Raw genomic sequence first — 21,621 nt, forward strand, 5'->3', positions numbered from 1 at the left:
AGTTAATATATGGTTAATATGAAGTTCCAAATTTTGATTGTTTGTAGTCTCTTTATCATAGAGTTAATTTAGGGGTTATTTTTTGTTCACTTCATTTTTTCGGCACTCTGCATCTAGACGGTATACCCATTGGCCACAGTTAGACTATTTCAAATCAAAAAAATAGATTACCTGCACACTAAAGAGTATAGCGCACAGGTAATCTAGTTGTTTTTGAGATTAATAAAAAACTAATTTATCTTTTGAATTCTTCCATCAATAATAGACTGAATTGGTTCTTTTGATTTTTTTATATAATCTACTAATGCTTCAAAATCAGTTGGTCCTGTTTCAGCATCTTTACCGTTTTTAAAGGATACAAATCCATCTCCACCTGAAGCTAGAAATGCGTTCGCAACGACGCTGTAAGTTTTAGAAGGAATAATTTCTTCTCCATTTGTTAAGCGAATACTTGTTACTTTTTCTCCATTAGGCTTGTTCGCATCCCAAGTGTATTGGATCCCTGAAATTTGAAGCATTCTTGTTATGTCTTTTTGCCATTGTTGATTTAAAATATCACGAATGTCTTGACCTGTTAAATTTACTTTTATTAATTGATTTCCGAATGGTTGAATACCATATATCTCTCCCCATGTAATATCACCAGCATCTAAGTCATTACGAATACCACCAGGATTCATAAGTGCAATTTGGGATTGCATTGTTGCACGCTGAGCATCAGCAACTAAATTTCCGAGAGTAGATTCACCAGCCGTATTGAGTTTACGATCTAGTGGAGCAATAGACTTACCTACAATTTCATTAACAAGAGGTGCGATTTTTGCTTGATATTTCTCCATCTTCTTCTTGATTTTTTTATCAGGCTCCATGCCTTCATGGTAAGTTGTAACAATTTCTGCTTTTTTCTCAACAATATCTTGTGTTTTACGATCAATCTTTACATCAACATCAGCAAAAGCCATACCATATGAATTTGCTTGTACGACAAGTTTATTATTAACAGTTCCATTTACATAGGTGTGGCTATGGCCACCAAAAATAACATCGACTTCTGGATCAGTCTCATTTGCTAATCGGACGATATCACCATTTGTTACGCCGTTCCCATCTGTTATACCTCCGTTATGTGCAAGAACAACGATAGATTTAACGCCTAGTTTTTTTAATTGCTTTACGGATTTGTTAATAGCTTCAACTTCATCTGTAATTTCTACATTCTTTAGCATAGTAGGCATAACAAGGTTAGGAACATCCGTTGTTACGACTCCGATAAAGCCAACAGGAACTCCTTGTACCTTTTTTATAGTGAATGGTGGTAAAAATAAACGACCAGTGGATTTATTATAGAAATTTGCAGCAACATATGGGAATTTTGCTCCTTTAAAATTTCCTGTTTTCTCATGGTATCCACCATAAATAAGGCGGTTCATTTCTTCAACACCTTCATCAAATTCATGATTTCCTATCGTTCCAACATCGAATTTCAAATCATTTAGAAATTCAATCGTAGGTTCGTCTTGTAATAATGCTGAAACAGGAGTACTTGCTCCAACAACATCGCCAGCATGTACCTTTAATGTATTCGGATTTTGTTTTTCACGATCACGTAAATAAGCCCCTAAGTACTCAATTCCCCCTGCATCTTTATTGTTAATTTTTTTTACAGTGTCTAGTTGCCCATGAAAATCGTTAATACCGAGCATTTGTACATCTATGTAGCGGTTTTGTTCTGTACTTGCTTGGATTGAAGGCGCAGCAAATACACTAGTAAAAGTAACTGTACTTAATGCTAAAGCAACTGGAATGATTTTTTTCAACATAAAATTTCTCTCCCCTAATTAAAATCTGACATAATACGATGTTATTTTAATATATCAAGAGAATTATTTCCACAAAAATTCTACCAATTATAAAAATTAATAAGATTTTATTGTTTTCTGATAAGATATTTCTTCCTCAGAAAAATGTATATTTCTTTGTTTTGAGGATTATTCAAAATATTATCTTGATAGTAATATAACAATACTTCTAAGAAATCTAAAAAACTCTAATCAATATATTTTAGCTGTTAAGAAGAGTATTCAATCCAAAATTAATGGAGATTTATCAACCTAACATCTCAATATCACCATTTAAAAAGATGCTCCTGGATTTATCCAAGAGCATCTTTTATAAAGCTTTATTTTTTACTTGTTTATAATTTATCAATTAACAATTATATAGTTGTAATCAGTCATTTAAAAATAATAGGAGTGCTTCATTAAATTCTTTAGCATGCGTTGCATGTAGCCCATGTGGACCACCCTTTATTAAGGCCACTTTAGAATTAGGAATTGCTTCATGTGTTAATTTCCCACTATATTCATATGGTACAGTTGCATCAGAATCACCGTGAATAATAAGAGTAGGTATATTAAACTTCTCCAAGTCTTTTCTAAAATCTGTCTTACTAAAGGCGGTAATACAATCAAGTGTTCCTTTAGGTGATGCACTGGCTGCAATATCCCAATTATATAAACGGAATGGCTCACTAACTAAATCTGTTCGATTACCAGCCGCGAAAAATCCCTTAGTAAATTCATCAAGAAATGCAAGGCGGTCATTTATCACACCACTTTTGAATGCTTCAATTGTTGCATCATCTAATGCCCCTTCAGGATGATTCTCTGATTTGTATAAATATGGAGGTACTGCTCCAGCAAAAACAGCCTTTTCAATACGATCTGTTCCATACGTACTAATATACCGGGCTACTTCGCCTCCACCCATAGAAAAACCAACAAGTGTGACATTTTGAAGCTCTAAATGTTCTAATAGTTGATGTAAATCAGAAGTAAAGGTATCATATTCATACCCTTCCCACGGCTGAGATGATTGTCCAAATCCTCGACGATCATATGTTATAACTCTGTATCCAGCCTCAACAAGAGCGGGAACTTGGTATTCCCAAGATCGACCACTTAACGGCCAACCATGAATGAGTACAACTGGTTTTCCTGTGCCATGATCCTCATAATATATCTCAATTGGTGCTTGATTTTCGGTTCCTACAGTAATTTTAGCCATGCTTCTACCTCCAAAAAATATTCTAATATGTATCCTTTTCTTCAATAATCTGGATGAATGTCATAACCTATTCATGCACGTTTATGTTGTGAACTCTAAGTATGAAACTCTATTGTTCCAATGCATTCATTTTCTCCTTTTGGAACAATCCCCCCTCTAATACCTTTTTCATCATAAAATAATTACTGAACATTACTCCTATTCAATTGTAATAACAAAAATAGGTGACTATCAATATTGTTCTATCTATAGGATGTATAGGTAAAACCAATCTATTTTATAGTGAAAACAACTATAGTTACGACCTATACGAATTATAGATAATTTAGAATTGATTAACGAATCAGTTTTCAAATACTATAAATTTGTATAGCACTTCATGTTCTATGAATGCTGCTATAACCAATATTATTGGTCAGCTTAGTTATAAACGAAGAAACTTATGATAGTATTCGACTATTTAAACTTTCTTCGATTACTTAATTTTTAGGAGGAATACATAATGACTGATCTCTATTCTCGTATTAACAAAGACGATGCTGTCGTGCTTTTAGTAGATCATCAAACTGGTCTTATGTCCGGACTAGTACGTGACTATGGTGTTGATGAATTCAAGAACAATGTTTTAGCTCTTGCTCATACTGCTAAGTTTTTTGATTTACCAGTTATTTTAACAACAAGTTTTGAAAACGGGCCTAACGGACCTTTAATGCAAGAATTGGTTGATCTCTTTCCTCATGCACCAAAAATAGCTCGACCTGGACAAATTAACGCATGGGATAATGATGATTTTGTAAAAGCAATCGAAGAAACTGGAAAAAAGCAACTTATCATCGCGGGCGTAGTTACGGACGTTTGTGTTGCTTTCCCTGCACTTTCCGCTATAAAAGCTGGATATGAAGTATTTGCTGTTACTGATGCTTCAGGAACTTTCAGTAAACAAGTTGCAGATGCTGCCAATACACGTATGGCACATAGTGGCGTGCAACTTATGAACTGGTTTAGCGTAGCTTGCGAATTACAACGCGATTGGCGCAACGATGTCGAAGGTTTTGGCAATTTGCTTGCTAGCAATCTTCCAGGCTATCAAAATATAATTGGAAGCTATAGAGGAGCTCAGCGAGATCTTAGTAAACAAAATGCATAAATGTATCTCAAGTAAATAGCTTTAAATCACCTTTTTTAAAGTAGATAGTATAAATTTAGTGCTGATTAAATCAGCACTAAATTTAAATTAAAAAGTATAGTAGAGCTTCAATTGACAGAAGATACATTACTTTCAATAAACAATTGAAAAAGGAGCGTTTTATTATGAGTAATTTAGAATTGTTAAATCCGGAGAACAGTGCCTTAATTTTAATTGATTTTCAACCTCAAATGACTTTTGGAGTTGCAAGTATTGATAGACAAACATTGATTAATAACGTTATGCTACTTGCTAAATCAGCAAAAACTTTTAACGTACCTACTATTCTTACTACAGTTGAAACACGCAGCTTTTCTGGTTATTTTTGGCCACAAATTCTTGATATATTCCCAAACCATGAAATTATAGAACGTAGTTCAATGAACTCTTGGGAAGATCCGAAATTTGTTGAGGCAGTTAAAGCAACCGGTAGAAAGAAATTAATATTTGCAGCACTTTGGACTGAAGTTTGCCTTGCATTCCCTGTGCTTGAAGCAATTAAAGCTGGCTATGAGGTATATGCAGTTGATGATGCTTCAGGTGGTACTAGTTTGACAGCACATAACGCTGCTATGCGTCGTGTAGAACAAGCTGGTGCAATTCCAGTGACAGCAATTCAAGTTTTACTTGAATACCAACGTGACTGGGCACACAAAGACACTTATGATGCTGTAATGGAGATTGTAAAGGAACACACTGGTGCTTATGGTCAAGGTGTAGAATACGCATATACTATGGTGCATGGCGCGCTTCCAAGCAGGAAAATATGAAACAAGAAGGAGTAGCTGTCGAAGAGACTTATACAGGGAACACGATGGATGCCGGCAATCCAGTAACAACGATTGTTACATGGGAAATTCAAGAAGGTAGAGAAAAACAGTTTGAAACATGGAGACATGAAATTGAGGCTGCGGCTACTAAATTCCCAGGACATTTAGGTGTAAATCTAATAGTCCCAAGTAACGAATCCAGAGAGTATACTGTTATTTTTCGCTTTGATACGTATGAGCATCTACGTACTTGGCAAGAATCAGATGTTCGCCGGGATTTGTTAAAAACGGCGGAGCAATTTCAAGCCGCTAATCCAACTTACAAAACTGAAAGCAGTTTGGCTTATTGGTTTGTTACTCCGAAAACGCCAGTTCCACCGCCAAAATGGAAAATGTCTATCGTTACCCTTCTGGGTGTATGGCCTCTTAGCATGTTAGTTCCTAAAGTGATAGGACCTATTATAAAACATATGAATCCTATTATGTCAGCTTTTTTTGTTTCTGTATGTATCGTGTCCTTGCTATCATGGGTAGTCATGCCGATTTTCGGTAAATTATTTCATCCATGGTTACAAAATAATAGGAAGTAGACGAGGTGTGAATATGAATGTACCGGATATGGTCTTATACAACGGAAAAATTACTACCCTTGACCCTTCTCAGCCTGAGGTATCTGCTATCGCCATAACTGATGGTTTAGTCACTGCAGTAGGTGGAGATGAGCTTCTTAATAGTGCCACGGAAAAAACAAAAAAAATAGACCTTAAAAGAAAGAGAGCTATTCCAGGCCTGAATGACTCTCATATACACGTTATTCGTGGTGGTCTGCATTATAATATGGAATTACGTTGGGAAGGCGTACCATCACTTTTTATTGCTCTAGAAATGCTCAAAGAACAGGCAAGACGTACACCTGCTCCTCAGTGGGTAAGAGTAGTTGGAGGTTGGTCTGAATTTCAATTTAAAGAGAGACGGATGCCAACATTAGAAGAGATTAATGCTGTTTCTGAAGACACGCCTGTCTTTGTGCTACATCTTTACGATAGAGCACTTGTAAATCGTGCAGGGCTACGTGCACTGGGATACACGAAAGATACCCCAGATCCTCCAGGCTGTTTAATTCAGCGGGATAAAAGAGGTAATCCAACGGGCCTTTTAATTGCTAACCCTAACGCTTCTATTCTTTATTCAAGTTTGGGTAAAGCTCCAGTACTTAATCTTGACGACCAGATTAACTCAACTCGCCATTTTATGCGTGAATTAAATAGATTAGGTATTACAAGTGCCATTGATGCAGGTGGCGGTTTCCAAAATTATCCTGACGACTACAAAGTTGTTGAACATTTAGCCGAGAAGGAACAATTAACTTTACGTATTGCTTATAATTTATTTACGCAAAATCCTAATCATGAATATGAAGACTTTGCTTCATGGACAAAAATTGTTTCTCCAGGTCAAGGAAATGATAAGTATAAAATGAATGGTGCCGGAGAAATGTTAGTATTCTCTGCAGCTGATTTTGAAAAATTTCAAATGCCACGGCCCGAACTAGCTACGATGATGGAAGCCGACTTAAAGAAAGTAATTTCTCTATTGGTGGAAAACCGTTGGCCATTCCGTTTACATGCAACTTATGACGAGTCAATCACACGTTTCTTAAATGTATTTGAGGAAGTTAACAGAGAAATTCCTTTTAATGGGCTACGATGGTGGTTTGATCATGCAGAAACAATCTCAGATCGTAGTATGGAACGTGTTAAGGCTTTAAATGGCGGTATTGCCATCCAAGACCGCATGGCTTTTCAAGGTGAATACTTTGTTGACTTATACGGAAAGGAAGCTGCAAAGCATACTCCTCCGATTTATCGTATGTTAGACCTTGGTATACCTGTTGGCGCCGGTAGTGATGCAACCAGGGTTTCCAGCTATAACCCTTGGGTTGCTCTTTACTGGATGGTTGCTGGAAAAACCATTGGTGGGCTTTCCATATACGATGAAAAAAATAAACTTGATAGAAAAGTAGCCCTGGAATTATATTCAAAAGGAAGTGCGTGGTTCTCTGGTGATGAAGGTAAAAAAGGAACCCTGGCAGTCGGTCAGTTTGCTGATATTGCTGTATTGTCTGCTGACTACTTTACTGTGCCGGAAGAAGAAATCAAAGACCTTGAATCATTGCTCACCATTATGGGTGGGCAGGTTGTTTATGGAAATAATGAATTTAAAAACTTATCACCTGAATTGCCGCCAGCATCACCTGATTGGTCACCGACGGGCGTTTATGGGTATGGTGGTGCTAACCTAGCCAACACTATACTTTCTCACGATTCCCATGATAACAAGTTACATAGTTGTAGTAACCCTCTCCATCAACACACTCATACCGTAATAGGAAAAGATGGAACTAAATGGGGTATTGGTTGTACTTGCTTTGCTTTCTAAATCAAAACCACCGGTATAATGCCGGTGGTTTTCTTTCTACAATAAGGATATATAAATTCAAAATAGCAGTGTATATCCCTTATGGAATCTGTTACTATACGATAAGACCAAAGAATTGATTGATTAACTTAACTTGTTTTTGATAACCTTCTCTCCTTGCAAAGTCTTTCCTTTTTTCCTTAATTAAAAGTCAATGGTATCCCCTTTTGATCGACTACACCACACATATAAATCCACTGCCCTTTGACTTTAATATAGATCTTAATTTTTCAATTGTTACACTAAAATCATTATTATTTCTATTACACTGATACTTTTTGAGAATCATTTAACTTCTGCATAAAGATACGTGCTGCAAAACTTAAAAATTTATCATCAAAGTGAATAAGATTAATATCTTGACTTGGTGTTGGATCAGTAATACGAACTATGCTCAAAGTATCATTATTAACAAAGTTAACCAGTGAAAGAGGTATTATAGCAACCCCATGTCCATTGTATACAAGGCTCAATAGAGAAATAGAAGATTTTGTTTCTATATTTGCTTCAGATAAAGATAACCCTAAACTCTCACAATATATCTTAATAGATTCACGACAACTACATGAAACCATTACTCTACTGAGCCCTACTAATTCTCGAAAAGAAACAAATGATTTTTCATTCAAAGGATGATTTTTTGGAATGACAAGGACGAGCTCTTCACTATACAAAAGGGTGTTTGTTAATGTATCTGGAATTTGAGCACTACGTGTAATCCCGAAATCAATATTTTTGTCAACGATTTGATTTACAGCAACTTCGGATTCTATAATCTTTACTACAATGTTGGGATAATGTTGTTGAAACTTCATAATATAAGGTGTTAAATAAGTGAGATCCTCTAATAAACCTCCTATAGTAATCACACCTCTTTTTACACCCTTTAATTCAAAAATTTCATTATAAACGTCATCAAATTGTTGCATGATAAATTTTCCTTTATCAAATAGCAGCTTACCCGCTTCTGTCATTTTGATACCTCTTCCAACTCGATGAAACAAGGGTGTATCAAGTTCACCTTCTAAAACTCGTATTTGTTGACTTAAAGTCGGCTGTGAAATACCTAGAACTTCCGCAGCTTTAGTGAAACTATTATTATTACAAACTTGAATAAAATACTCTAAATGACGTAATTCCATTCTTGATACCCACTCTCCGCTTTATGAAAGATTTATAATTTAAAGGACGATATGTATACGTTAACATAACAACTTTATTTCACACTATACCAATTGAAATTACACGTTTTATTCATTTTGTATTATAATAAATTTACTACCATTTATTAATTTTTCCTCCTATTTATTTAATTTATATTTAATTAGGACATTACTAATTCGAGATATATTTCTAAAAATTTATAGTTCGAGTGCATAATACCCTAATTTTTTCAACTTTTCGATTATCATTTTTTTCTCAATATAGTCCAAACCACCAAATATTTGCCGAATCGCCTCTTTATGCTGAGGAAAAATAATATCCATCAATTCAATACCTTCTGAAGTAATTGACGCATACGTGACACGGCGGTCTTTAGGACATGGTTTTCGTATTAAGAACCGCTTCTTTTCCAACTTATCCACTACATACGTGATACTACTACTTGCAAGTAATATTTTGTCTCCAATTTTTTGTATAGGCTGATCGCCTTTACTATACAGTAGCTCAAGCACTGCAAATTCAGTTGGATTAAGTCCATAACTTTTTATATCCTCTTCAATACGCTTAGTAATTGACTGTACTGCCCTTGATAATATAACAAATAACTTTAAAGATAAGCTCTCATCGTTAATCACGCTCATAATTACCAATCCTTCACAAGTTATCTTGAATTCGAGATTCATTATATTATCGTCAAAATATTATGTCAATCATTCATTTTAGCTTTATCAATCCAATCATAATTTATTTCTCAACATATGACATATGGAATTAGAAGAAAACAATTGTTACTATATAAGTATCTCAATTACGTTATTTCTTTTAAAGAGAGCTTGTTTTTAATGGCAAGTTCTCTTTTGCCATATTCTAAATTGAATCCGGACAAATTTCAGAGTATATGATATAGTTTTTAAACAAAGATTAGAGCTCTCCTACAAGAAGGAGAGCTCTAATCTTTCATATAAATATTCACCATTTTTATCATTGTGAGGACATCAAAACTTTAACTTGATGGGGATATGGTGCTATCTCGATTAATAAATATTACAAATCATATATCTATCATATTTTTTATAAACAGGATTAATTAGATTTAAAAAAAGATTTCTTTTTCTTTACTCGTAATAAGTCACCTGTCCATCCTTTGAATCGCATATACATATACATCCCCCCTGTTGTGAAAATAATAAATAAGAGAGCGATTAAATAGCTATATTTCCATTCTAGTTCAGGCATGTATTTAAAATTCATACCCCATAATGCTCCTAAGGCTGTCAAAGGCGTACTCACAGCAGTTAATACAGTAAGAGCTTTCATAATTTCATTCCCACGATGAGAAGAAACAACTTCTTGCAAATGAATCATCGTGTCTAATTCTTCTTGGTACTCTTTAACGAGTTGTAATCCACGCTCTAATTTTACGCTTGTTTGTTTATAACAAAGGGTGTTTGTTAGTTTTTCTAACCAAGCTTCTTTTAGGCCTTGTAACACTTCTTGTATTAAGCGAAACACGTGTGTGTTCATAAATAATTCATGACGAATATGATAAATCCTTTCTAAAACTGCTATGTTATTATGATGATAAAAATCCCATAATACATTTCTGAAATTGTTTTCAAAGTAGTCAACCTTTCGCAAATAATGAGATATAAACATTGATAAGATAGCACATAATCCTTCAGCGGAACTATTACAATTTTTTGTACCCATAGGGAAATTATGTATTAATTTTTTGAAATCCTCTTCCTCTTTTTCCTGAACTGTTATCAGTATTCCATGAGCTACGAAATAATGAAGAAATTTTTGAATTTTGGCGTCCTTTTTATCTTGATCATATAAAAACGAACCATATACACAAGTTTGACTTGGTGATAACGTATAAACATATAATCCATTTTCACAAGGAGAACTTATTTTCTTTACAAATTGAGAGAAATAAGATGTTACATCACGAGGGATTATAGAAGAAAGTTTTTCAAGCTCACTAGTTTTCACATGATACCAACTCCATTTCGTCATTTTTATGCATTCCATATTATTCTTCCTTTCTAAATTGTTTTATGTTTAATCGAATCATAACCGTAATATGACATTTGTATGTAGGTATTCATGTCTTGGAGGAAAAGTTTTTAGATCATCTAAATTACAAAATAAATGACATAGGAGGCCTTATTCTTTTAAAAGGAAGACCCCCTATATTAGTTATTTTCATTCTCAATTTTAAACATTTCCTCTATACAAGCACTTTTTATCTTTTCTTATAAAGAATTTATTATATGTGGAAAAGAAGCTACATAATTTGGCACGTCTATTCAACGAACTCCATTTCAGTCGTTATTATAATTTGGATTCATATGCAGATTGATTGGTGATGTCGTCAAATACTTGACTCCCAATAATGTAGTATCCATGAAGTGCAGCCTCTTTCGAAGCGTCTACCATACGGAAAGAAGAAATTTCACTTTGCATTTTTTTAATTCGTTTTTTGTGGAGATCTACTATTCCTCCTGTCCAAATAATAGTATCATACTGTTCTGACGTAAATTGTTCTTGTAATACACGCACAACGTCTTGGAAGTGTGCATCCAACTCTTTTTGAATCAAAGTATGAACCTGACTTGTCTCAGGATTTTCTTCTCGACATTCATATCCTTTTTCTAATATGTTTGGCATGTCGTTAATATGCAATTGATTACTTTCACCCTCATGATTCTGCACGATATTCTTAATGTTTTTCAAAGGCTTGCTACATCCTAGTTCCGTCTCATAATGATTTAAAATGAGATTCTGTTTCATATCTGTCATTTCTAATGTGCGAAATCCACCATCAATAATTAAGATGCGATCTCGTTCCTGAATGATTCCCTCTTTTAAGAAATAGGCATGTAAAGCGACCGGTTGCTGAAGAATCAAAGCATTTTCCACCGTAATATGAATAAATTTCCCATCAATTTGCACGGAAGTTTCTTTTTTTAGTGCACGTTGTAATTGCTCATGCTGACTACCAAAACAACTGATGGGAAGCCCGGTAACAACTAAAGGTAACACGACATTTTCTTTATAATCCTTTGCAATGCAACCAAATATTTGTTGTTTAAATCGTTCGCTTTCATAATAATTTTCTATTTCTTCGTCAAATGGAGGAAGAAATGAAGCGTCAGATTGATGTGCTTCATTTCCCATGTAGTATGCAAAGTCTAAGTCTATAAAACTTACCTTTGTTAAATCTTCACTTTCAGCATGATTAGGTACAGGGGCTAGTGTGGAAGCTTCACTCTTAACCGTCATCTCAGAATCTACATCCTGGCGATATGCCCTTTTAGTAAAGCCAATTCCTACATCAATTGCATACAGAGATTTCATACTTTTTTCCTCACTTTCTATTTTTAGAGTTACATCTAGGCACTCTCTTCTTTCCCTTCTTTCACATATTTCTTTTCATTTTTCGTTTTTTCCCCGTCTAAGTTCTTACTATTTTCATTTATTTCGTAATCCTTTTCATCTGTTTTCTTTTTGTTATTTTCGTTTTCTGTTAAGTCTTTAATGGTAGAAATGACAACTGGTGTGGCTGTAAGCAGTTGTGGTAATGTTTGTTTTGCAACATTAGCTGCAGTTACAGAAAATTGTTTACTTGTCTCAGTTACCTTCTCCAATGTTTCCTTTATGTTTCCTTCTTGTAGTTTTTCTTTTACGCTTTTTCCTTTTGTTTGTATAGCTTTCCGATTTTCTTTTTTTAATAGGGAGACTATGACTCCGGTCGTAATTCCAATTACAGCATATTTAAATATTGTATGTTTCATTTTTCTCATCCTTTTCTATTTTTATTTTCCTCCATGCTACAACCTAAAATAATTACCTTACCTATTTATCAGATGTTGCAATCTATTACAGAGAATGATAGTTTTGCGGCTGCCTAGCATTCGCCATTGGTACTTCAGCTGTTACTAGGAGTAAAATCTTCCCTTGATCTAGTTTTTCTTCATATAAGTTAGCTTCCTCCTTCGACAACCCCATTTCTTCCATTTGATTTCGAAGTTCGTCCCCTTTTTTGGAGAAAAAGTTGATAATACTTGTTCCCAATCCTTGTTCTTTTACTCCAATCGTATTTGTGTTTGTATCATCCGCAATCCTTTTTGTTATATGTTTTTCATGTGCTAAAACATAAATGTCATCGTGGCGAACCCCTTGCAATTCTAGCTCTTTTACTTTCATAACTACTTCCTGTTCATTTTGATATTCATAAACTACCGTTTTTCTTTCATTCGTATGCATGGTATCTTTCCTCCTTTAGATTTTTTATTTTTTATTTAGTTGTTATGTAATATGTAATACACCTATTTTAAAGATGTTAAACCTAAATTTTCAAAAAATTTCATACAATAGGTTATTCATGTTTTTAATATCAAAGAAATGTCACAAGAACTTTGCTTTGATAAAAGCGCTCCAAATAACGATTTGTTTGGAAGGTAAGCCCATTGTTTTATAGAAATCATAGAAAAATAAAAAAGCACTCCTTTTTAAAGAGTGCTTTTAAAAAACATATAACCTAATCAAAATATTTCTATTTTGATTACGGAAAGAAAGTTTTTATTAAAACATATGGTTGCTAATTTAATTGCGATCTGCCTTGCACCCAAGCAGCAATATCATTTATAACATACTCAGGGATATTAGCAGGACTATAATATTCATTTGGCTTACTTATTTCCCCTTCACCCTCTGTAAAGAAATGATTTAACTTTGGATATAGTCGATAATCTACGTTATCTCGTTCTTTTAATTGTTCTTTCCAAAGAGGAATTTCAATTTTTGATTGAACTTGATAGTCTCTTTCTCCTTGAATAATAAGAAGCGGTGTCTTTTGTTCTTTTGACATTTCTGCCGCTTTAATTTTCCGTATAGAATCCCAAAATACTGCTGACCCTAAGTAAAAATCTTTTGGGGGATTCTGACCAGAGAAGTTGGGATCATTTAATAATTCAAATTGCGATTTGTAGAATTTATATTGATCCAGGTTCATTGCTCCAATAGAGAAAAGGTACTCAAATTGATCTAAAACAACGTCTTGGATCGTACGAGCTGGCCCTCCCATTACAATTGCTCCAGCAATATTTTTATTTTGGTCTTTTTCAATCATTTTCGGAAGCATCATTCCACCTTGACTATGACCCAAAATATAAATTTGATTTTTATTTATTAGAGGCTCATTTTTAAGAAATTGAGTTACAAGAAGAGCATCATCTGTTGTCTCTTTATCAACTGTATAAAAGGGACTGAATTGTGTTTTCAACCCATGTTCATAAGTTCTTTTATTATAGCGAAGGACAGCAATTCCCTTCGATGCAAGACCTTCAGCTAAATCGCGAAATGGTTTTAAAGCAAACGCTGTTTCATCCTGATCAGTTGCTCCTGATCCTTGAACAAGAATAACCGCTGGAAAAGGACCCTTTCCTTTTGGAACCGACAATGTTCCTGGTAATGGAAATGCACCACTTCCAACTACTACTTCTTTATCAACAAATGACTCAGGCTTACTATATGATGGACGCTCTGCAACAGGACTAAACGACATGCTGAGTTGAAAATCGTCTATTTTTCCAGATGGATCTAGTTTAATTAGTAAAGGTACAGTCATTTTTTCAAAAACTAATTGAATCTCCACATTTGTATGAACAGGATTTGTCTCTTTTTGTGTAACCTCTCCAATTTCTATAAAAGAACCTGCTTGTAATTGCACTGGGAGTCCCTCCCAATAGCTTTTCAGCCATTCTTCGGATATTATTTTCTGTAATGACCTTGAGGTTAAATCAAATGCAGATTTATAATCTTCACTATTCATATGGCGAATAAATGAAAGAGTAGTAGATATAATAGGATTTTCATCATCACTATTGTCTACTTTTTTTATAGTTGTGTTTGCTTCCTTTAATTTCGAACTAAATTGGTAGTTAAACGGATAGTTATATGTATCAGGATATAAGCTTGTTTTCAATACTTCCGTATTCCGTCCCTCATACAAACTTGAAGAACTCGTAAAATTTTCAGGTGAAATTACTTCCTCCGCATATGAGACTGAAGGAATTGCTATTGTAAAAATTGCACTGACAAGTAATAACTTATTACTTATTCTTCTTTTCTTACCCATAATTATTGATTCTCCTTTCAAAATTTAAAATTTCTAATAGAACATGCCAACTATAAGGAAAATAAAAATTATTAAAGAGATTAATAATCTATTTTACGATCCCCCCTAACTAGTTAAAAATCTATCATTAACAAACTTCAATAAAAAATGCCTTCCCCCTCTTTTTTTATCATTAGATTTTTCAGTGACATAGAAGCACAGCGCTGCATTACATGTAACTGACCCATGGGGTTCTCTATTCTAAAAGAAAAAAGCAATCCACTAGATGCTTTCTTTAATTGTTCTCACTCTAATTTTTTTAGATAATTCTCTTATTACTGTAAGATACATTTATTCTAAATCCTAAAACTCACTTATTTCTTGATAGGTTCTTAAGAAATATCAAAAAATAAAGAAAAAAGTTATTTGGTTATTCATTCCGCAAGCTTAATGCTCAAGTTAGTTTTTTTCACATGGTGAAACTTTATTAAGAAAACTTTAAGGAATTTCCCTCTATATTTATAAGAATTTTTTTCTATACTGAAGCATGTAAATGAACAAGAGGAGAAACGATAATGAGAAAATTTGTAATTTGCATATTAGGAATAGGCCTTCCTATATACTTACTACCTTTCATATTACGCGGGGATTTAGACAGATTTAATCCGATTGCTGAAGAAAAAAATGTATATGCCGTTGCGAAAGGATATGGTGTTCCGGATTATCATCAAAAAGGAAAAGCTATGTACTCACTAAAAGCTGTTGATGAATTAAGCAATGAAAAAGAATATAATGTTGGAACGAACACGCCTAATGATTTTATAAGAAAAACTTACTTAAAAATTCATGTGAAAGGAAAGTATGTGTATTCTTACGATATTATTTCTAAAGAGGATATTCCGGAGAAAATAAGGGGACAATTGGAGATAGCAAATAAATAAAAGAGCCAATTCATACGATTTGGCTCTTTATTCTCTCTCCCATCTACCGTTTGGATAATTCTTTCGGTAGATTTATTAAATTCGTTATCATTGTTTCAATAACCATTCTTCAATTACTTTCACTGTTTCATCTCGTTGTGCTTTTGCCGTAATTAAACTCGCATTATCACCTTTTTGCTCACCATACATGCCAAAATGAGCATGATTGCCCCCTTTTATCATGTGCATAGTTGTATTCTTTGACATGAACTTTTTATTGTTCTCTATTTTTTCTACAGTTGCTAAAGCATCTACTTCCCCGTAAATTGATAACATCGGAATCGACTTAGTAGAGAAGTCATCTGCAGGATACGAACCTAAGAAAATAATCCCGTCTACCTTTTCTTCATGTTGAAAGGCATACCTAGAAATCATAGCTCCTCCCATTGAATGCCCTGCAACATACCATTTTTGAACTTCCGGATACTGTTCAATTACACTGTCTACCTCATTTATTCCAAATATCGCTAAATTTAATGGTAACTTAGGCATTACTACAAAATGCCCATCTTTTGCAAGTGCTTCTCCTAAGTAACTATAAGCCTCCGCTTCTACTTTAGCTCCTTGATAAAAAATAACTCCTATTTTTGCATCTTTCTCTCCAAAAACTATATAATTTTCATCTTTTTTATCATCTACTAAAGACAAAGCCTCTTTCGTTGGTTTGTAAGTAAACTGAGACCACGTTAAAAAAGTAACACTTCCCATAATTAAAATACCTAGTAAAGAGTACAGAGTAATTTTTATCCATTTCTTCACATATATGCCCTCCCTAAGATGTGTATATTCTATACTTTAGATTACCATTAATAAACGTAAAAACTCGAGCATTTTCATTGTGCTCAAGTTTTCATTTACGTCTTTAATTTATACTATAAATTGTCCAAGATAAATATGTAGCAAATGTAGCCCATAAAAAATATGGGATTAGCAACCATGCCGATACTTTAGATAAATTGGAAGAAAACATAATGAGAAGTAACGTAGTAATAGCGACTAGTAAACAATCTACTGTTGCTAAAAACAAATTCTTTTGGCTAAATTGAAAGTAGCTGAACGCTTGATTACATATATAATTTAAAAGGAATAAAAACCAAAATGTTTTTGGCTTGAATCCATAGTTGTTGTAAATAATTGCAACTGATAATGCAATAAGTCCAAATAATACAGCCCATATCATTCCGATTGTCATACCAGGAGGTGTCCAAGACGGCTTTTCTAACGCATCATACCAAGTACGATCAATAGGGAATAAAACACTAGAAACATAAAACAAACCATATGTTAGTAAAAATACTATAATACTAGATTTTTTCATAAACATTCTCCTTTTTACTAGAAGATTATAGAAACTTTATATGATTAGTATGTCCTTGTAATGGATAAAATCCTAATATTTAAATTCCAAATACATATTGTTTAACCTATTTCATACAAATTCTTTCATACTTTTATATGCACAAAGGGCTCTCTCTCGTGCTGCCTTATGATCAACAATCGGATAAGGATATGTATCCCCAAGTTTTATATTGGATTTTTGTAAAATACGCTCAGGTGCTTCCCAAGGTTTATGTATATATTTGTTTGGGATATCTCTTAATTCTGGTACCCATCTTCTTATATACTCTCCATTTTTATCAAACTTTTCTCCTTGTGTGATGGGGTTAAAAATACGAAAGTACGGTGATGCATCTGCTCCGCTTCCAGCAACCCATTGCCATCCCATTGTATTATTTGCAATATCAGCATCTAGTAGTGTATCCATAAACCATTTTGCTCCTTCTTGCCACGGAATTAACAAATGCTTTACAAGAAAAGAGGCTACAGCCATTCTTGCCCGGTTATGCATAAAACCTGTTTGCCATAGTTCTCGCATTCCCGCATCAATAAACGGATAACCCGTTTTCCCCTTTTGCCATACTCTTAATAACTCCTCTTCCTTATCCCACGGGAAATTTTCAAAGCTCTTATTAAGAGGTCTATATACTGTAAATGGATAATGATATAGTAAATAATAAGAAAACTCTCGCCAAATTAATTGACGTATAAAGCTATTAACTTGTTTTTCAAAAAGACTACATTGTCTTTCGGTACTTTTATTTATTAAGTAATGAAACATTAGCTTTACTGATATTTGACCAAATGAAAGATACGGTGCCAACATCGAATGGACATTTTGATCTGGAAAATCTCTTCCTTCACTATAAGAGACTAATTTGCTAGAGAAAAATTTCTTGAATGTTTTATATGCCCCTTCTTCTGTCGGATCCCATATTACTTCCATATGAGATGTCCACGGTATAGTCGGCAACAAGTGTAATTCTGAAACAGATAAGCTTGCTGGTAAAGAGTTTCCCCACTTTATACTCTGCACTCTGCTAATAGGTTTAAGTATTACCTGCTTTTGAAATGCATTGTAAAAAGGCGTAAACACCTTATATTCAGTGTTATCTTTCTTTTTAATAATCCACGGTTCTAATAATAAATGCGAATTAAATTCTTTACAGATAATACCTTTATCCTCTAACATCATTTTCATTTTTTGATTAGATTGTAATCTGTCCGGATCGTAACAAATATTCCAATATACAGCTGTTATATCTAATTGTTCTATGAGAGAAAGTATTTCTTCCTCCGTACGTCCTTTACGAATTATTAAAGTAGAGCCCAATGCCTCAAGTTGCTTCTTTACATCTATTACAGCATGGTGCAACCACCACTTTGCCGCACTTCCTATTGAAAAAGTTTCATCTTGTATATATACAGGAAGAACCTCACCAGACTGAACAGCCTCAAATAGAGCTGGGTTATCATATAAACGAAAATCTTTTTGAAACATAACAATAATTTTATTTTGCATGGCTATCCTTTCTAATTCTTAAAGCAAAATTCATTCTTTATTAGAACAAATACTTCTGTTATTTTTAAATGATTATAAGAATCATTTTTTGTAATTGTAAACAAACTCTTCTATCTTTAATGGATTTTTCCAACTCTTAATAAAGATAAAAATATAATGCACTTTGTACTTATCTTAAACTCTTATAAAATAAAAAAGAAAATGGAGAGAAAGATGAAAAAACAATTTTATAAACAATCAAACTTAAATACATCTATAGATTCAACAATCCTATGGACTTTTCAAAACCAAAATGCCATAAATACACTTTTGAATGAAGGTAAGCTTATAACCGATCCTATTTTTGTTAGTAAAGAAGATTGCACAGCATATAAATACATTGTAAGACACATGAAACAGAAAGGTATTGACTTTATTATAGATTTCCCCATTTGGGCATGGCATTCATGCAATGGTTACCAAAAGAAGCCTACTTTTGAGACTGCAAGGGAATTACTATCAGATATTCAATTAGAGAAAGAAATATACCTCATCGAATTCACATGTCCTAATTTTTTATTCATGTTAACAAACTATAGCGGATGGTGCGACATTTATTTTAAACTTACTGGCAATCCTAAAGCAAGTGTAACAAATGATGAAGAAAAACACTTATTTGATCTTTACCCTATCATTGAGGAAGAATGGGAATATCATCATATCCAAGCAACTCTACCCTACCTAAAAAAAGAATGGATTATACAAATAACAGAACTTAGTAAGATAAATGGATTTAACAAATAATATTGTTTATGAATGCTTTATTTAAGCATTCATAAACATAACAAATAGTCACATGAAACTAATACGTTTTTTTATAATGGAACCCTAAATAAACTCGTTACTACCTTGATTTTGCATACATGCAGTTTACTCATTTAGTTTTGGTCTAGTTTGTAAATATAAATGCAAATCTGGACTTGAACCGTTAATAATTATATCTCGAACAATTTTAGAAAGTACCATACTATAAACTAATCCATTATCTCCATACGCATAGATAAAGTGACAATTTGGAAACTCTTCATACATTCCAATTATAGGTAAACCATCATGAGTACCACCATAAAAAGCACTTAAATAAAATTCAGGTTCAACTGTTATATTGGGAAAGAGCTTATTAAATTCATTCACTAATTTCTCTTTTTTATGGATTAATTTTGAATCTCTTTCTTGAGCAATGTTTGTATCTTCATCTAATCCACCTATAATAATCCTATTATCTGCAGTAGTTCTCATATAAATATATGGTCTCGCAGTTTCCCAAATGAGAGTGCGTTTATACCAAGAAGATAAATCTTCCACAGGATTAGTAACAATTGCATATGAGCTAATCAGTGTAGCGTTCTTTTCCTTTTTAAATTCCAATCCTTCATATCCTGCAGCCACAATTACTTTATTGGCAGTAATAGAATTGCCTTCCTTTGTATAAAAGATAGCACATTCTTTCTCTAACTTTTTGCCAACAATCTCTGTATCTTCATAAATGTGAACTCCTTTATTAGAGGCTTGTTCTAATAAACTATGTGTAAATTTATAAGGATTTATTTCACCATCATTATACGTATAAATAGCTGCACGTTTTTTAAATGGATATCTCTGTCCAATTTGTTTTTCTGATAACCAAGCCGCTTTAAAATCATGCTTATGTAAATAATACAATTCCTTTTCTAATTTCTTTATATCCTCTTCATAACTTGCATAATATAAACTGTCCCGTCGTTTAAAGTCAGAGCAATAAGGCAAGTTTTGATCAGCATATTCAATATCATTAATAGCTTGTTCACATAATTTCATATGCTTAACTGCATACTCTTCCCCAAATGTATTTACAAGTTCAAAAAACATCTTATCACCTAAATATTGAATAAGTGCTGTATTTGTAAGGTTACTTCCATGTCCTACCTTTCTTTTATCAACGATAACAATATTTAAATCTGATTCACTCAAATAGTATGCTGATTGAGCACCCGAACTTCCTGCTCCTATTATTAGTACGTCACATTTTATATCTTCGTCCAAACGAGGATAAGAAGGTGTATTAGAAAAAGTCGTGTTCCAATATAATTTCCCTTTCTGTAAATCCATTTTAATTGCACCGTCCTAAATAAAATAGTTATATCCCCATCGGTATCTCCAAATCATTCTTACTATATACTTCTTATCAAAATTATCTTGCTATCATGAATAAAGGTTTTCATAAACCTAAAAGCCTTGTCTTAAAAATTTTTTTCGAAAAAACGTCAAATAATTTTTTATTTTTATTATAAAAAGAGCAAAAGATCTCCATTTATAGAAGATTTCTTTTACTCTTTTTAAAGGAAACAACTCCAAATATTTAACATATTATAGTATCTACCAAATAAAAGTTGCTTATCTATCGATAACTTACACATAAGAATGCATTTGTTTCACTACTTTATTAACAGAAACTTTAACAACCGTTTCTTTTTCCCCTGTTCTATCAATCTTGAAACCATAAACTTTAACATCAGACGGTACTAGTGGATGATGACAAATCATATCTATACTCTTCTCAATATTTTCACTAACATTTTCTTTTCCACTTAGCCATTCATCAAGGCTACCACTTGAAAATTCAGGCATGCAATTTTCAAAGAGATAGTCTAGTTCCCTGTTATTTTTTATGGAATCACGTTGAATTTGTAGATTAACTACATCCGTTTCTTTATCCTCTATTCCTACAACAAAAATTTCTTCAACATTTTCTTGATAAATAGCAATAATAATAGATCTCATTATATCTCCATAAGGATGTACAATTACAGAATCGTAGCTGTGTATAGTCAACATGTTTTCTTGTTGAATGTTAGTTACTTGCTGGATAATAGGCTCTATTCCGTGCTTAATGTCTGTTAACAATAAAACTTTTTTATTATTTGAATTCATATGGAGCACTCCTTCTTCATTATTGTATTTATGAAACTTTTAAG

The 21,621-nt window shown here is 33.3% G+C and carries 20 protein-coding genes; 6 read left to right on the forward strand and 14 right to left on the reverse strand.

What is annotated here, in order from left to right; all coding sequences use genetic code 11:
- Positions 1–230: 230 nt before the first annotated feature.
- Both ACZDYH_RS27165 and ACZDYH_RS27170 read right to left on the reverse strand, forming a co-directional pair.
- Positions 231–1,820 (reverse strand): bifunctional metallophosphatase/5'-nucleotidase, encoded by a 1,590-nt coding sequence (locus ACZDYH_RS27165; RefSeq protein ID WP_016122791.1) that lies wholly within the window; start codon positions 1,818–1,820, stop codon positions 231–233.
- 409 nt (positions 1,821–2,229) lie between these two features.
- On the reverse strand, positions 2,230–3,066 hold the full coding sequence (locus tag ACZDYH_RS27170) for a bromoperoxidase (protein ID WP_139848957.1): 837 nt from the start codon (positions 3,064–3,066) through the stop codon (positions 2,230–2,232).
- Between the two features lie 502 nt (positions 3,067–3,568).
- Between ACZDYH_RS27170 and ycaC the strand changes: the two genes are divergently transcribed.
- The 4 genes from ycaC (at position 3,569) to ACZDYH_RS27190 (ending at position 7,461) form a co-directional block, all read left to right on the forward strand.
- On the forward strand, positions 3,569–4,213 hold the full coding sequence (gene ycaC / locus ACZDYH_RS27175; protein ID WP_000131214.1) for an isochorismate family cysteine hydrolase YcaC: 645 nt from the start codon (positions 3,569–3,571) through the stop codon (positions 4,211–4,213).
- Positions 4,214–4,377: 164 nt separating this feature from the next.
- Positions 4,378–5,022 carry a hydrolase gene (locus tag ACZDYH_RS27180; protein WP_000067162.1) on the forward strand — a complete coding sequence of 215 codons (645 nt, stop codon included), beginning with the start codon at positions 4,378–4,380 and terminating at the stop codon, positions 5,020–5,022.
- Positions 5,019–5,612 carry an antibiotic biosynthesis monooxygenase gene (locus ACZDYH_RS27185; protein ID WP_016122792.1) on the forward strand — a complete coding sequence of 198 codons (594 nt, stop codon included), beginning with the start codon at positions 5,019–5,021 and terminating at the stop codon, positions 5,610–5,612. The genes ACZDYH_RS27180 and ACZDYH_RS27185 overlap by 4 nt, the downstream gene beginning before the upstream one ends.
- Before the next feature lie 13 nt (positions 5,613–5,625).
- Positions 5,626–7,461, forward strand: coding sequence for an amidohydrolase (locus ACZDYH_RS27190; protein ID WP_049108392.1), 1,836 nt, complete (start codon positions 5,626–5,628; stop codon positions 7,459–7,461).
- Between the two features lie 302 nt (positions 7,462–7,763).
- Here the strand turns inward: ACZDYH_RS27190 and ACZDYH_RS27195 are convergent, their stop codons facing one another.
- The 7 genes from ACZDYH_RS27195 to ACZDYH_RS27225 form a co-directional block, all read right to left on the reverse strand.
- Positions 7,764–8,642 carry a LysR family transcriptional regulator gene (locus ACZDYH_RS27195; protein ID WP_000423188.1) on the reverse strand — a complete coding sequence of 293 codons (879 nt, stop codon included), beginning with the start codon at positions 8,640–8,642 and terminating at the stop codon, positions 7,764–7,766.
- 219 nt (positions 8,643–8,861) lie between these two features.
- Positions 8,862–9,305, reverse strand: coding sequence for a MarR family winged helix-turn-helix transcriptional regulator (locus tag ACZDYH_RS27200; RefSeq protein ID WP_000111426.1), 444 nt, complete (start codon positions 9,303–9,305; stop codon positions 8,862–8,864).
- A 442-nt stretch (positions 9,306–9,747) separates the two neighbouring features.
- Positions 9,748–10,698, reverse strand: a complete 951-nt coding sequence (locus ACZDYH_RS27205) for a magnesium transporter CorA family protein (protein ID WP_000388933.1) — start codon at positions 10,696–10,698, stop codon at positions 9,748–9,750.
- A gap of 303 nt (positions 10,699–11,001) precedes the next feature.
- Entirely contained in the window at positions 11,002–12,027 is a 1,026-nt protein-coding gene (locus tag ACZDYH_RS27210) for a ParM/StbA family protein (protein ID WP_474887581.1), read from the reverse strand.
- Positions 12,028–12,062: 35 nt separating this feature from the next.
- Positions 12,063–12,464 (reverse strand): hypothetical protein, encoded by a 402-nt coding sequence (locus ACZDYH_RS27215; protein ID WP_000683215.1) that lies wholly within the window; start codon positions 12,462–12,464, stop codon positions 12,063–12,065.
- Between the two features lie 85 nt (positions 12,465–12,549).
- The gene (locus ACZDYH_RS27220; protein ID WP_000557320.1) at positions 12,550–12,936 is read right to left on the reverse strand and encodes a YflT domain-containing protein; all 387 of its coding nucleotides are present in this window, start codon (positions 12,934–12,936) and stop codon (positions 12,550–12,552) included.
- 334 nt (positions 12,937–13,270) lie between these two features.
- A complete protein-coding gene (locus tag ACZDYH_RS27225) occupies positions 13,271–14,809 on the reverse strand; it encodes an alpha/beta hydrolase (protein ID WP_000516859.1) in 1,539 nt (512 codons plus the stop codon).
- A 554-nt stretch (positions 14,810–15,363) separates the two neighbouring features.
- Here ACZDYH_RS27225 and ACZDYH_RS27230 point away from each other — a divergent pair.
- Positions 15,364–15,729: a YxeA family protein gene (locus ACZDYH_RS27230; protein WP_001225224.1), complete on the forward strand. Its 366-nt coding sequence runs from the start codon at positions 15,364–15,366 to the stop codon at positions 15,727–15,729.
- Between the two features lie 87 nt (positions 15,730–15,816).
- On the opposite strand, the gene ACZDYH_RS27235 is transcribed toward ACZDYH_RS27230, so the two are convergent.
- The 3 genes from ACZDYH_RS27235 to ACZDYH_RS27245 all read right to left on the reverse strand — a co-directional run bounded on the left by ACZDYH_RS27235 (position 15,817) and on the right by ACZDYH_RS27245 (position 18,628).
- Entirely contained in the window at positions 15,817–16,527 is a 711-nt protein-coding gene (locus ACZDYH_RS27235) for an alpha/beta hydrolase (protein ID WP_000758830.1), read from the reverse strand.
- A gap of 103 nt (positions 16,528–16,630) precedes the next feature.
- On the reverse strand, positions 16,631–17,086 hold the full coding sequence (locus tag ACZDYH_RS27240) for a TspO/MBR family protein (protein WP_139848962.1): 456 nt from the start codon (positions 17,084–17,086) through the stop codon (positions 16,631–16,633).
- 111 nt (positions 17,087–17,197) lie between these two features.
- Positions 17,198–18,628, reverse strand: a complete 1,431-nt coding sequence (locus ACZDYH_RS27245; protein ID WP_063245396.1) for a cryptochrome/photolyase family protein — start codon at positions 18,626–18,628, stop codon at positions 17,198–17,200.
- 213 nt (positions 18,629–18,841) lie between these two features.
- Between ACZDYH_RS27245 and ACZDYH_RS27250 the strand changes: the two genes are divergently transcribed.
- On the forward strand, positions 18,842–19,411 hold the full coding sequence (locus ACZDYH_RS27250) for a DUF3841 domain-containing protein (protein WP_000743893.1): 570 nt from the start codon (positions 18,842–18,844) through the stop codon (positions 19,409–19,411).
- A 126-nt stretch (positions 19,412–19,537) separates the two neighbouring features.
- Here ACZDYH_RS27250 and ACZDYH_RS27255 read toward each other — a convergent pair whose 3' ends face one another.
- Positions 19,538–20,755 carry an NAD(P)/FAD-dependent oxidoreductase gene (locus ACZDYH_RS27255; RefSeq protein ID WP_000365630.1) on the reverse strand — a complete coding sequence of 406 codons (1,218 nt, stop codon included), beginning with the start codon at positions 20,753–20,755 and terminating at the stop codon, positions 19,538–19,540.
- A 300-nt stretch (positions 20,756–21,055) separates the two neighbouring features.
- Positions 21,056–21,577: a carbonic anhydrase gene (locus tag ACZDYH_RS27260; RefSeq protein WP_088363648.1), complete on the reverse strand. Its 522-nt coding sequence runs from the start codon at positions 21,575–21,577 to the stop codon at positions 21,056–21,058.
- Positions 21,578–21,621: the final 44 nt, after the last annotated feature.

This window comes from Bacillus sp. EB V-12 (genome assembly GCF_056158125.1).